The following is a 14,115-nucleotide window of genomic DNA, read 5'->3' as shown; positions in this document are numbered from 1 at the left end:
TCACCGCTTCAAAAAATCTCTAAATCTAAAGTCAAAAATAGAGTATCTTTGCACAAAATTTATCAATTATGTTTACAGCAACGGATTTTATTCCTTCAAACTATACGCATACTGTAGAAAGTGGTAACTTTCAGTGGAGCGCTCCTAGCAATATTGCTTTAGTGAAATATTGGGGCAAAAAAGACAATCAGATTCCTGCAAATCCATCTGTGAGTTTTACACTTAATAATTGCAAAACAGTTACTAAATTGGCTTTCGCCAAAAAAGATAATTCGCTTACGGAAAATGCAAAAGCCAATACTTTTTCATTTGATTTACTTTTTGAAGGGAAACCAAAAGAAGATTTCAAACCAAAAATTCAGAAATTTCTAGAGCGAATCGAAATTTACTTACCTTTTTTAAAAGAATATCATTTTACGATTGATACCGAAAATACTTTCCCACACAGTTCAGGAATTGCGTCTTCAGCTTCAGGGATGGCAGCTTTAGCAATGAACTTGATGCGTTTAGAAAAAGAATTAAATCCAGCAATGAAGGATGATTATTTTTTCCAGAAGGCATCAATACTTGCTCGGTTAGGCTCTGGAAGCGCTTGCCGAAGTATAAAAGGAGAAATAGTAGTTTGGGGAAATCACCAAAATATTCCTGGAAGTTCAGATTTATTTGGAGTAGAATTTCCACACGCTGTTCATGAGAATTTTAAAAATTTTCAAGACACAATTTTATTAGTTGATAAAGGCGAAAAACAAGTTTCTAGCACCGTTGGTCATGAACTAATGCACAATCATCCATTTGCTGAACAACGATTTGCACAGGCTCATGAAAATTTAGATAAATTGATTCAAATTTTCGAAAACGGAAATTTAGAAGAATTTATCAAAGTTGTTGAAAGTGAAGCCCTGACTTTGCACGCAATGATGATGACGTCGATGCCGTATTTTATATTGATGAAACCAAATACATTAGAAATTATAAACGCTATTTGGAAGTTTAGAACTGCGACTAAAATACCTGTTTGCTTTACCTTGGATGCAGGAGCAAATGTGCATGTTTTGTACCCAAATAAAGACAAAGGAATCGTATTGCAATTTATTCAGGACGAATTAGTTGACTTTTGCCAAAATGGTCAGTACATTTGTGACGAAATTGGACAAGGCGCGGTTGAGAATTAGAAATTTTTCAATACCTTTATTCTTCAATATTTAGATTATGGATATTCAATTACAGAAATTAGAATTGATAAAGTTGGTAGTAGATACTAATGACCAAATCATAATCGATGCTTTACAGACCATTTTTGACAAGAAAAAGGAAGAAGCTTGGAGGAAATTATCGCCGGAACAACAAGCAGCAATAAACATCGAAATACAAAAAGAAAATCAAGCTGATACAGCTGATTTTTAAAATATATAAAACTAGATTAACAATCCCAAGTTGCTAATTACCTACCTCATATGAAAGGACCTTTATTTTATTCTAAAATATTACTCTTTGGAGAATACGGAATTATCCGTGATTCAAAGGGTTTGTCAATTCCTTATAATTTCTATAATGGTGCTTTGAAAAAAGAGGACAACCCATCTGAAGAAGCTATAAAATCAAACGGTCACTTAAAACGTTTTGTGATTTATTTACAAAACTTGCAAAAAGAGCAACCAGAATTAGTGAATTTTGACTTAATCACTTTAAACGATGATGTTGAAACGGGTATGTACTTTGACTCTAGCATTCCGCAAGGATATGGTGTAGGAAGTAGTGGCGCTCTTGTAGCAGCTATCTATGATAAATATGCTCAAAATAAAATAACGGTTTTAGAGAATTTAACTCGCGAAAAATTACTACAATTAAAAAATATATTTTCTCGGATGGAAAGTTTTTTCCATGGGAAAAGTTCAGGATTAGATCCTTTAAATAGCTATTTAAGTATTCCTATTTTAATCAATTCTAAAGATAACATCGAAGCAACCGGAATTCCAACACAAAGTTTTGATGGTAAAGGAGCTGTATTCTTGCTAGATTCAGGAATTGTAGGTGAGACTGCGCCAATGGTAAATATTTTCATGGAAAATCTAAAAGACAAAGGTTTTCGTGCGATGTTGAAAAACCAATTCGTAAAACATACTGACGCTTGCGTAGAAAACTTTTTAGGTGGAGATATGAAGTCCTTATTCATGAATACTAAAAAATTATCAAAAGTGGTGTTGAATAATTTTAAACCAATGATTCCAGAACAATTTCACGGGATTTGGCAAAAAGGAATTGACAGCAATGATTATTATTTAAAGTTATGTGGATCAGGCGGTGGCGGATATATCTTAGGTTTTACTGAAGATTTAGAAAAAGCTAGATTATCTTTAAGCGACTATAAGTTGGAAGTTGTTTACCAATTTTAACAACCATGATTACTTACTTCACGCATCACTAGATTTCAAAAAATAGTAGTTTAATAACTAACAGATAAAAAACTTAGCGCCTTTGTGGCTTTGTGGCTAAAAAGATGTTTCAATGAACAGAAAGGACAAGCTTCTTATAATGAAAATTGCAAGTTTGTTCTCTGTAGTTAGAGGCTATAACATTCCAATAATTATCTTAGCGCAGTATCTTTCTGCCATATTTATTCTTGCTCCTGAAAAGAGAGCCTTAGACATTCTACTGGATTTCAATTTATTCATACTTGTTTTTGCTTCGTCACTAACGATAGCTTCCGGCTACATCATTAATAATTTTTACGATAGTCAGAAAGACCTCATAAATCGACCTCATAAATCGATGCTTGATCGTTTAGTTAGCCAAAAAACGAAGTTGAGTGTGTACTTTACGCTTAATTTCATTGTAGCCTTGATGGCTCTATTTGTTTCTTGGCGTGTATTTTTATTCTTTTCTGGATATATATTTTTCATTTGGTTTTATTCTCATAAAATAAAAAAATACCCAATCATTGGAAACTTGATGGCAGCTTTATTAGCTGTTTTACCATTTTTTGCTATTCTACTTTATTTTTACACGCGCATACCATTTGAGGATATAGAAAATTACAAAAGACAACTTGCAGTAATTTTTTCGCATGCGACATTCCTATTCGTACTGCTACTTATTCGCGAAATGATTAAAGATTTAGAAAATCTAAAAGGAGATTTAGCCAACGGCTATAAGACAATTCCCATTGTATATGGAGAGCGAATTTCGAAACTAATAATAACAGTTTTAACTGTTCTAATCATTCTACCCGTTTATGTTTTAATCGAAATTTCGGATGTAGGATTTATGGATATCTACTTTTACTCCTGTCTTATTATATTGATATTCTTTTTGTTATACTTGTGGAAATCAGATAGTAAATCACAATTCCTATTGCTACATAATGTATTGAAATTTTTAATTGTAGCTGGGGTATTTTGTATTGTGTTGATAGATCCAAGCGTGCTGTGGCATGGAAAAAGAATGCTGCTGACGATTTAAATACTGTCAATTAATACCTTTAAAATTTTAACTCTTATAATTTCAGGAAGATTTTTACTGTAAAACTCCCCTAGCCCTGATTGCAACGGCATCCTTTTTCTAGAGGCTTTTTTGCCGAAAGAAAAAGATACAGTGAAAAGCAGGAAGCAGCTCCAAAAAATTAAACTCAAATTATTAATTGACTTATTAGCTAGATAGTTACCTATTTATATTCCTCAAGTATTGATTGTCAATTATATAAATACTACCTTTGCGCAAATTAAGGAATATTATGAATAATAAGCAAGGCAACAATAAAGGAAGTGGTCCAAGAGCAAACAGCTCAAGACCAAGTTCTAACAAGCCAAAACCTGCGATGCAAAAAAGGGCACAAGGGCCAAAAAAGGTTAAAACAAATACTAAAGTTGCAGAGGTTGTTACTGAGAAAGTAGAAAAGAAACCGAATCAAGTAGCAAAGAGACCTAAAGTTAAAGACGAAATTCGTTTGAACAAATACATAGCTAATTCTGGCGCTTGTTCGCGTCGTGATGCAGATATTTACATTACATCCGGAACTGTAAAAGTAAACGGAATTCCAGTTACTGAAATGGGATATATGGTAAAACCAGGTGATGTAGTAAACTTTGATGGAGCTACATTGACTCCAGAGAAAAAAGTTTACATTCTTTTAAACAAGCCAAAAAACTTTACAACTGCGATGGACGAAGGTCAAGAATATCGCAATGTATTAGAATTAGTTAAAGGTTCGACTACTGCAAAAATAGGTGCTATAGGAAGAATGGACAAGAATACGACCGGTTTGTTATTGTTTACAAACGATACAGATATGATTCGTAAGTTTACTTTACCTAGTCAGAAATCATCTAAAATATACCAAGTTTCCTTAGATAAAAACTTGAAATACGAAGATTTAGAAAAAATAAATAAAGGTTTAACTCTTGATGGACACCGCGTTTTTGTAGAAGACGTAAGTTACATTGATGGTGAAGCTAAAAGTGAAATAGGTTTACAATTGCGTTCTTCTAACGTGAAGGTAGTTCGTAGCATCTTTGAACATTTTGATTATGATGTTTTGAGAATTGACCGAGTATCTTTTGCTGGATTGACAAAGAAAAACTTACCAAGAGGAAACTGGAGGTTACTTACTGATCAAGAAATTATTAATTTGAAGAACGTATAATACGAACTGAAAATTAGAAAAAAACGAAAATCCCTTCCGTTATGCGGAATGGGATTTTTTATTTTAACGCAAATCTAAATTATATGACACCTGAAAAACTACAGTCGATTGCTTTTAAATGGTTTGAGACTTTCAATAATAAAGAATTAGAAAAATTATTGTCTTTGTACGATGATGACGCTGTACACTTTAGCCCCAAATTGAAAATTTGCAAGCCAGAATCTGAAGGATTTGTAATTGGTAAAGAAGCTTTGAGAGCATGGTGGAAAGATGCCTTTGAGCGCTTACCGAGTTTGAATTACAAAGTGAAATCGTTAACTGCAAATGGAGATCGCGTTTTTATGGAGTATACAAGGACTGTTGTAGGAGAACAGGATTTACTTGTCGCTGAAGTATTAGATGTAAGAGACGGTAAGATAATCGCCTCTAGAGTATATCACGGATAATAATTACAATATAAATAAAATAAGAAACCCTACATCATAAAAATTTGATGTAGGGTTTCTTGTTTATAGAATAGATTTTATATTATCCTTTTACCTTTTTTAAAGTCTCTTGCTTTTTCTCTAATCCGCGCTTTCTTAATAACGGCTCGATACTTGGCTCTGCTCCTCTAAAACGTTTGTATAAAACCATAGGATCTTCTGTACCTCCTTTTTCTAGCACATTCTCACGGAATGACTTCGCTTTCTCTGGATTAAACAAATTAGTTGTTTTAAACGCTTCAAATGCATCTGTATCTAAAACTCCAGACCATATATAACTGTAATACCCTGAAGAATATCCGCCAGCGAAGACATGATTGAAATAAGTGCTTCGATATCTTGGAATAATTGCATCAATTAAACCTATTTTTTTCATTGTTGCTTTTTCAAAAGCATTCGCATCAGTCGTTATGTCTTTAGTTTGCGAATGGTATTCTAAATCCAACAATGAAGCTGCTAAATATTCAGTAGTCGTGAAACCTTGATCAAAAGTACCGGCGTTTTGCAATTTAGTAATTAAGCTTTCTGGAATTACCGTTCCCGTTTTATAATGCTTTGCATACATTTTTAGCACTTCTGGCTCAGCAGCCCAATTTTCCATAATTTGAGATGGTAACTCTACAAAATCTCTTGGCACACTTGTTCCAGCAAGACTTTTATAAGTTACATTAGATAACAATCCGTGTAATGCATGGCCGAATTCATGGAAAAACGTAGTTACCTCATCAAAAGTTAGTAAAGCAGGAGCATTAGCTGAAGGTTTCGTGAAATTACATACAATTGAAACTACAGGAGCTAATCTTTTTCCATCAACTGTTTCCTGCGTTCTGTACGACGTCATCCAAGCGCCACCACGCTTAGAATCACGCGGATGAAAATCCATATAAATAATTCCGATATGACTTCCATCCGCTTCTTTTACTTCCCACACTGACGCATCTTGATGATATTTAGGTACGTTATTCAATTCTGTAAATGTTACTCCATATAACTTTTGTGTTACTTGAAAAACACCATTTCTTACATTTTCTAAACTAAAGAAAGGTTTTAACTCCTCTTCGTCTAAATTAAAACGCTGCTTTCTAATTTTTTCTGTGTAGTATCTCCAGTCATACGGTTGAACAGGACCTTTTATTCCGTCCTTAGCCATCATATTTTTAATATCGATAGCTTCTTGCTTCGCAATTTCCAATGCTGGCTTCCACAAATCATTCAATAGTTTATTAACATTTTCAGGAGTTTTAGCCATAGATTCTTCTAACACATAATCAGAATGTGATTTGAATCCCAATAAACGTGCTCTCTGTCCGCGTAAATTTGCTAATTGAATTACGTTTTCTTTGTTATCAGTTTCGTCATCATGATTCGCTCGAGTTTGGTAAGCATTCCAAATTTCTTGACGCAGTTTTCGATTTGCACTATATTGTAAAAATGGCATCACACTAGAATTAGAAAGTGTAAACACCCATTTTCCCTCTTTTCCTTTATTTTTAGCATCAACCGCAGCGGCATCAATTAAACCTTGAGGCAGACCTTTTAATTCTTTTTTGTCTGAAATCACTAACTCATATTTGTTAGTTTCTGCCAATAAATTTTGGCCGTACTTCAAACTTAATAATGAAAGGTCGCCGTTGATTTTACGTAAAACTCCTTTATCAGATTCTGACAGATTAGCTCCACTTCGAACAAAGTTTTTATAGGAGTTGTCAAGAATTTTTGCTTGTTCTAAATTTAAACCTAGCGTTTCTTTTTTGTCCCAAAGCGATTTTACTCTCGCAAACAACTTCTCATTTAAATAAATATTATCTCGGTGAGCAGATAGGTTAGGCGCTACTTCTTTAGCAATAATTTGAATTTCTTTATTGGTATTCGCTGAATTCAAATTGGAAAAAACTACGTTTACATTCGACAACAATTTACCTGCGTTTTCCATAGCAAGAATTGTATTATCAAAAGTAGCTACTGAATTAGAATTTGCAATTGCTTTAACTTCTGCATCATGCTTATTAATTCCTTCTAAAATAGCAGGTTTAAAATGTTCGTTTTTGATCAAATCAAATGGAGGAACATTAAAAGGAGTATTGTAGGGCTGAAAAAACGGGTTTGCTCCGCTCTCTTCTTTTTTTTCTTGGGCTTCAACTGTTAGCATATTTCCGATAACTAGAAGAATAAAAAAGGATTTTTTTCTCATTTTGGTAAATTAATTTAGGTCGTAAACATAAATGAATTGAGTGTAAAATAGAAGTAACAATCAATCATTAACTAAAATTTAAGAAAAACAGAGCGCTTCTTGCCAAACCTATTACTGATAACGATATTAAAACTAAAAAAAAAGAATAAATTAGCTGAATCTATCAATATAATTAACTCATGAAAAAAATAACTGTTCTTTTATTCACAGTAACTACCTCGTTAATGCTGTTCAATTGTAAATCTGAAGAAAAAAAAGACGATTTTAGTACTATAACGCAGAATTACTTCAACGAAAAAAACCATTTAGATCCTTTGGCAGCGACCCAAAATGGTCAAAACGAATATAATGACCAACTGCAGTTAGAAATGACAGATGGTTATAGAAAATTACAATCTGACTTTTTTGATAAATATGAAACTGCAATGCAGAAAATAGCTCCTGAAGATTTAAATGCAGAAGAAAAAAATAGCTATGAGATTATCAAATGGGAAGTTCAAATAGGTAAAGCGCTACTTAAGCAGCCTACAAACTTAATTCCTTTACATCAGTTCTGGGGAACGCATTTAACTATGGGACAATTTGCTGGAGGAACTAGTGCGCAACCTTTTACAACTGAAAAAGATTACACTAACTTTTTATCTCGAATGGACAAATATGCGGTATGGATCGATTCGGCTATGGTTTACATGAAAAAAGGATTAGATAAAGGTATCGTCTTGCCTAAAGCTTTAACACTAAAATTGATTCCTCAGTTTACAGAAATGGCAACTCCAACAGTAGAAGACCATTTGTTCTACTCTTCGATAAAGTTAATGCCAGCTTCATTTCCTGAAAGTATGAAGGAAGATTTAACTGCAAAATACACTGCTACAATAAATACTAAATTGATTCCTCGATATCAAAAAATGGCAGATTTCTTAACGAAAGAATATCTTCCCGCCTCCAGAAAAACAAGCGGTATAGGAAGTTTAGCTTTTGGAAAGGATTTGTATGCAATTTATGTAAAACAGTGGACTACTACTGAAATGACTCCAGAACAAATTCACGAATTGGGTTTAAAAGAAGTGGCGCGCTTGAACGCAGAAATGGAGAAAGTGAAAGAGCAAGTTGGCTTTAATGGCACATTATTACAATTCTTTGACGAGGTTAGAAATAAAAAAGAACTTAAACCTTTCACACAACCAGAACAAGTTATCGCGAATTTTGATAGTATTTATAGTCGTATCAAGCCTAATGTCGACAAATTGTTTTCGCTACAACCTAAAACTAAATTCGAAATTAGAAGAACAGAAGCTTTTAGAGAAAAAACAGCTAGTGCGGAGTACAATCAAGGAGCAGCGGATGGTTCTCGTCCGGGTATTTTTTACGTCCCAATTCCTGATGTAAAAAATTATAATACGTATGGAGATGAAGATTTGTTTTTACACGAAGCTATTCCTGGTCATCATTTCCAAATCTCTTTGCAGCAAGAAAACAGTAGCCTTCCAGATTTTAGAAAATTCAATTGGTTTGGCGCTTATGGCGAAGGATGGGCTTTGTATACTGAAAGCTTAGGAAAAGAACTTGGATTGTACAAAGATCCTTATCAATACTTTGGAATGCTAAGTAATGAAATGCACAGAGCGATCCGTTTAGTTGTAGATACAGGTTTACATTCGAAAGGATGGACAAGAGAACAAGCAATTAAATATTCGTTGGAAAACGAAGCAGAAAGTGAAGCGAGTATTATTCCAGAAATTGAGCGTTATATGGCAATTCCGGGACAAGCGCTATCCTATAAAATTGGCCAGCTAAAAATAATTGAGTTGCGTAAAAAAGCAGAAGCTAAAATGGGTAAAAACTTTGATATTAAGAAGTTTCACGAAAAAATATTGGAATCTGGTGTAATGCCACTAGCATTATTAGAGATGAAAATTAATGCTTGGATTGAAGAGAAATAGAATTTGAAATTTAGGTATAAAAGCAGTCGCCTCAAATTAGTTTTGAGACGACTTCTTTTTTTAATAGCTAGTAGCTAACTTTTTGATTTTTAGTTTTTCTCAACTATCCATCTACTAAAATCTCTGCTTATTTTAGTGTTATTAATAATATGTTAACATAGAGATAGCACAATATGCACCACTTATCTGCACATTTAGAACAATTACTTATTGGATTTCAAGAGTACACTTTTTTTACTTCATTTTCTCGTTTACAATGTGGAAACCCGTAAACTTAAACTAATAACAAAATTTATTTTTCTTCCTGCAATAAAGTATTGATTCAAATTAGTGTATTTAAAATTATAAAACTTTTTTGCAAGCCACTAGTTATTTGAACGTCTTATTGTATTTAAAATCCTATTTTTACCAGTAGATCAAATTAAAATAATAGTAGAACAGCACCTCATATCATAATGGCAAAACAAGTAAAACCTAAAAAGGAAAAAAGTATTGAAGAAACCCTTTGGGATTCAGCAAATAAACTACGAGGAACAGTTGAGTCTTCAGAATACAAACACGTTGTTTTAGGCTTGATATTTCTCAAATTTGCAAGTGATAAATTTGAAGAACGACGAAGCGAATTAATTGCTGAAGGAAAAGAGAAATACCTTGAAATGAAAGAGTTTTACAACATGAAAAACATCTTTTTCCTTCCTGAAGAATCTCGTTGGTCATTTATTATACAAAATTCCAAACAAAACGATATTGCCTTAAAGATTGACACCGCTTTACATACCGTAGAAAAAAACAATCCTGCTCTAAAAGGCGCATTACCAGATAATTACTTTTCTCGATTGAATATGGATGTGAGTAAACTCGCAGCCTTATTAGATACCATCAATAATATTGACACGATAAAAGACAAGCAACAAGATATTGTAGGTCGTGTGTATGAATATTTCTTAAGCAAGTTTGCACTTGCCGAAGGAAAAGGAAAAGGGGAATTTTACACCCCAAAAAGCATTGTAAACCTAATTGCAGAAATGATTGAACCTTACAAAGGTGTTATCTATGATCCTGCTTGTGGTTCTGGTGGAATGTTTGTTCAATCCATCAAGTTTATTGAAAACCACCACGGAAACAAAAAAGAAATTTCTATTTACGGACAAGAATATACCGCTACAACTTATAAACTTGCCAAAATGAACTTGGCCATTAGAGGAATTGCAGCCAATTTAGGCGATGTTCCTGCTGATACTTTTGGCCGTGACCAACATCCTGACTTGAAAGCCGATTTTATTATGGCAAATCCTCCTTTTAACCAAAAAGATTGGAGAGCAAGCGATGAATTAGTGGATGACCCACGATGGAGAGGTTACGATGTTCCACCAACAAGTAACGCCAACTACGCTTGGATTTTGAATATGGTAAGCAAACTTTCTGAAAATGGAGTGGCTGGATTTATTTTAGCGAATGGAGCACTTTCAGGTGGCGGTGAAGAATATAAAATACGTAGAAAACTGATTGAAAATGATGTGGTGGAAAGTATTGTTATTTTGCCAAGATCAATGTTTTATACCACCGATATTTCTGTAACGCTTTGGATTTTGAATAAAAACAAAAAAGCGAGAACGGTACAACTTCCTGATGCTACTAAAAACTATAGAGATCGTCAAAACGAAATTTTATTCCTAGACTTACGTGAAAAAGGAATTCCGTTTGAAAAGAAATTCACTCAATTTTCTGAAGAGAATATTGCCGAAATCACAGATACCTACCACAACTGGCAAACTGATTCGGATAAATATAAAAATGTCCCTGAGTTTTGTTTTTCTGCTTCTATTGATGCAGTAATTGCAAAAGATTTTTCATTAGTTCCTAGCAAATATATTGAATTTGTAAACCGTGACGAGAATATTGATTTTGAAGACAAAATGAAAATTTTGCAAAAGGATTTCTCTGAATTATTACAAGCCGAAACCAAATCCAAAGATGATTTATTAACCGTTTTCAAAGAATTAGGTTATGAAATCGAATTATAAACGTTTAGGTGATTATGTACAGGAAGTAAACATTCGAAATAAAGATTTGATTCAAGCTCCTTTGATGGGAGTAAGTATCAAAAAAGTATTAATGCCGTCAATTGCTAATATTATTGGTACTGATATGTCAACTTACAAATTGATTAAAAAAAATCAATTTGCTTATGGTTCTGTTACTTCTAGAAATGGTGACAAAATATCTATTGCTTTATTGGAAGAACACGATAACGCCATGGTTTCTCAAGCTTACACTGTTTTTGAAGCTATCGATGAAAAAGAATTATTGCCTGAATATTTGATGATGTGGTTTCGCAGACCTGAGTTTGACCGATATGCACGTTTTATGTCACATGGAAGTGCTCGAGAGATTTTCTCATGGACAGAAATGCGAGATACTTTATTACCAATCCCTTCTCCCGAAAAACAACTCGAGATTGTAAAAGAATACAATACCATTCAAAACCGAATTCAATTGAACAACCAACTCATTACGAAACTCGAAGAAACCGCACAAGCTATTTATAAACAATGGTTTGTAGATTTTGAGTTTCCCTTCGACTTCGCTCAGGGCAGGCCTGATGCAGATGGTAAATCTTATAAAAGTAATGGAGGGGAGATGGTTTTTTGTGAGGAATTGGAAAAGGAGATTCCTGTGGGTTGGGAATTTGGAGATTTAGGCTCAATCATTGAACCAATAAATGGTTACGCTTTCAAAAGTGAAGATTTTAGTTTAAATGGAATTTATCCAATAATAAAAATAAAAAACATTAAAGCTCCGTATGCATACATTCAATCAGATACTCAGTATTACAATAGTAAGTTATCAAGTAATTTACAAAAAGTAGTTATCCAAAAAGGAGATGTTTTAATATCTATGACAGGATCAGGAGCTAATCAACTAAACTCAGCTGTTGGTCAAGTTGGTAAATACTATTATAATTCAATTTCTCTTCTTAATCAAAGAGTATGTAAATTACGACCAAAAGAAGATTATTTTAAAGAGTTGATGTTTCAATTCATTTCATCAAAAGAAATTCAAACTGAATTATTAAACGGCTCAACTGGTAGTGCAAACCAAGCAAATATATCACCAAACCAAATAAGAGAATTAAAATTATTAATTCCTAATGAGAATTTAATGAGAAAGTTTGAAAGTATAGCGTCATCTATTAATAATTTCAAAAGTTTGGAAATGATTGACAAACTTGAAGAGTTGAAGGACTTGTTATTAGCAAGAATGACTAAGGTTGAGAGTAGAATGGAAACTGTATGAAAACAATTATAGAATTATCAAATAATGAAGCTAAAGAATTTTTCTTAAAAGAGGAAAGTTATTTTTCCGTAGAATTGCCTGAATACTTTACTTTTCAATATTTATTAGAAAATTTAGATAAAGAACTACTAAATAAAGATTTAAAAAAAGACTTAGGCACAGCTATCAAGGTTAGAGATTTAGATGATGTAAATTATAAAATTCTAAATAATAAAGACGGTAAATTATCATGGAGACCTTTTCAATTAATTCATCCAGCAATTTATGTTAATCTAGTCCATAAAATAACCGAAGAAAATAATTGGCAAACTATAGTTAATCGATTTAAACTTTTTTCCAAAAACACAAATATTGAGTGCCATAGTTTGTCTGTAACCGAAAATACCGATAAAACAATCAAAGAAAACCAGATCTATGAGTGGTGGCAAAATGTGGAACAGCGATCAATTTTAATGGCTTTAGAGTACAATCATGTATTGCATTTAGATATTACAGATTGTTATGGGGCATTATATACACATAGTATTGTTTGGGCATTACACGAAAAAGAAGAGGCTAAAAAGCCTGAGAATCGAAATAGAAAAGAGTTTATAGGTAACGTAATTGATTGGGGCATTCAAGATATGTCTAATGGGCAAACTAACGGAATACCTCAAGGTTCAGTTTTAATGGATTTTATTGCAGAAATAGTTTTGGGTTATGGTGATTTACTTCTAACAGAAAGACTTAATGAAAAAGGAATTACAGACTACAAAATTATTAGGTATAGAGATGACTATCGAATTTTCACAAAAAGTGAACAAACATCATCTGTTATAGCCAAAGAATTATCTGAGGTACTTTCTAGTTTGAATTTTAAAGTTAATAATGGTAAGACAGTTTCTAATAATGACTTAGTCTTAGGAGCGATTAAACCAGACAAAATACATTGGATTTATAATAAAAGAAAAACTGAAAATATTCAAAAATGGTTATTACAAATCTATATTTTAGGAGAAAAATTCCCAAATTCAGGTACATTGTATAAGGAAGTTAAACTTTTTTTAGATTGGCTTAAAAAACGTGAAGATTCAGTAATAGAAAATGATTCGGAAGAAAAAAAAGTAATTTATCATTCTGATGTATTGATAAGTATCCTAATCAATTTGGCATATAATAATCCTCGTTTATATCCATTAGTAACTGGTTCCATAAGTTACTTGATAACTAAAATAATGGATATCGAGTATCAAAAAGATATAATTTATAAAATTCACAACAAGTTTAAACAGTTACCAAATACAAATTATTTAGATGTTTGGCTACAAAGGTTAACGCTTAAGATTGATGTAGATATTATTTATACTGGCAAATTATGTGAAAAAGTAATTGATAATTCAGCTTCCCTTTGGAATTCAGATTGGTTAAATCCACAGATTAAAAAACTTATTGAAAACGCACCAATTATTGATAGTGGAAAAATCAATGATTTGCAGATTAGTTTTTCAAAAGCAGAAATAAATCAATTAGGAGAATATGATAAGTTATTCTCTTAATCAACACTAGTTTACAAAATTTTAA

Annotated in this window: 11 protein-coding genes; 10 read left to right on the top strand and 1 reads right to left on the bottom strand. The window is 32.6% G+C overall.

All coding sequences use genetic code 11. The features are described 5' to 3' along the window. The first annotated feature begins 68 nt into the window (after positions 1 to 68). From RCH19_RS02365 to RCH19_RS02340, 6 genes are all read left to right on the top strand, one after another. Complete coding sequence (locus tag RCH19_RS02365; RefSeq protein ID WP_343021869.1) at positions 69 to 1,172, top strand: diphosphomevalonate decarboxylase; 1,104 nt, start codon at positions 69 to 71, stop codon at positions 1,170 to 1,172. Positions 1,173 to 1,209: 37 nt separating this feature from the next. Then, positions 1,210 to 1,404, top strand: a complete 195-nt coding sequence (locus tag RCH19_RS02360) for a hypothetical protein (RefSeq protein WP_343021868.1) — start codon at positions 1,210 to 1,212, stop codon at positions 1,402 to 1,404. A gap of 50 nt (positions 1,405 to 1,454) precedes the next feature. Beyond that, a complete protein-coding gene (locus RCH19_RS02355; RefSeq protein WP_343021867.1) occupies positions 1,455 to 2,393 on the top strand; it encodes a mevalonate kinase in 939 nt (312 codons plus the stop codon). A 112-nt stretch (positions 2,394 to 2,505) separates the two neighbouring features. Next, positions 2,506 to 3,459, top strand: a complete 954-nt coding sequence (locus RCH19_RS02350) for a geranylgeranylglycerol-phosphate geranylgeranyltransferase (protein ID WP_343021866.1) — start codon at positions 2,506 to 2,508, stop codon at positions 3,457 to 3,459. Positions 3,460 to 3,730: 271 nt separating this feature from the next. After that, complete coding sequence (locus RCH19_RS02345) at positions 3,731 to 4,639, top strand: pseudouridine synthase (RefSeq protein WP_343021865.1); 909 nt, start codon at positions 3,731 to 3,733, stop codon at positions 4,637 to 4,639. Positions 4,640 to 4,722: 83 nt separating this feature from the next. Further along, positions 4,723 to 5,085, top strand: coding sequence for a nuclear transport factor 2 family protein (locus RCH19_RS02340; RefSeq protein ID WP_343021864.1), 363 nt, complete (start codon positions 4,723 to 4,725; stop codon positions 5,083 to 5,085). Positions 5,086 to 5,167: 82 nt separating this feature from the next. On the opposite strand, the gene RCH19_RS02335 is transcribed toward RCH19_RS02340, so the two are convergent. Continuing rightward, positions 5,168 to 7,315 (bottom strand): M3 family metallopeptidase, encoded by a 2,148-nt coding sequence (locus RCH19_RS02335; RefSeq protein WP_343021863.1) that lies wholly within the window; start codon positions 7,313 to 7,315, stop codon positions 5,168 to 5,170. 179 nt (positions 7,316 to 7,494) lie between these two features. Here RCH19_RS02335 and RCH19_RS02330 point away from each other — a divergent pair, with 179 nt between their 5' ends. The 4 genes from RCH19_RS02330 to RCH19_RS02315 all read left to right on the top strand — a co-directional run bounded on the left by RCH19_RS02330 (position 7,495) and on the right by RCH19_RS02315 (position 14,090). Then, positions 7,495 to 9,258, top strand: a complete 1,764-nt coding sequence (locus RCH19_RS02330; protein ID WP_343021862.1) for a DUF885 domain-containing protein — start codon at positions 7,495 to 7,497, stop codon at positions 9,256 to 9,258. 455 nt (positions 9,259 to 9,713) lie between these two features. After that, positions 9,714 to 11,282, top strand: a complete 1,569-nt coding sequence (locus tag RCH19_RS02325; protein WP_343021861.1) for a class I SAM-dependent DNA methyltransferase — start codon at positions 9,714 to 9,716, stop codon at positions 11,280 to 11,282. Continuing rightward, a complete protein-coding gene (locus RCH19_RS02320) occupies positions 11,266 to 12,555 on the top strand; it encodes a restriction endonuclease subunit S (RefSeq protein WP_343021860.1) in 1,290 nt (429 codons plus the stop codon). The genes RCH19_RS02325 and RCH19_RS02320 overlap by 17 nt, the downstream gene beginning before the upstream one ends. Then, positions 12,552 to 14,090 (top strand): RNA-directed DNA polymerase, encoded by a 1,539-nt coding sequence (locus tag RCH19_RS02315; protein WP_343021859.1) that lies wholly within the window; start codon positions 12,552 to 12,554, stop codon positions 14,088 to 14,090. Before RCH19_RS02320 ends, RCH19_RS02315 begins: the two co-directional genes overlap by 4 nt. Positions 14,091 to 14,115 lie beyond the last annotated feature (25 nt).

Source organism: Flavobacterium sp. PL12 (assembly GCF_039123485.1).
Lineage (GTDB): Bacteria > Bacteroidota > Bacteroidia > Flavobacteriales > Flavobacteriaceae > Flavobacterium > Flavobacterium weaverense.
The sequence above is the reverse complement of the archived record's forward strand: the minus strand, read 5'-3'. Positions and strand labels throughout refer to the sequence as shown.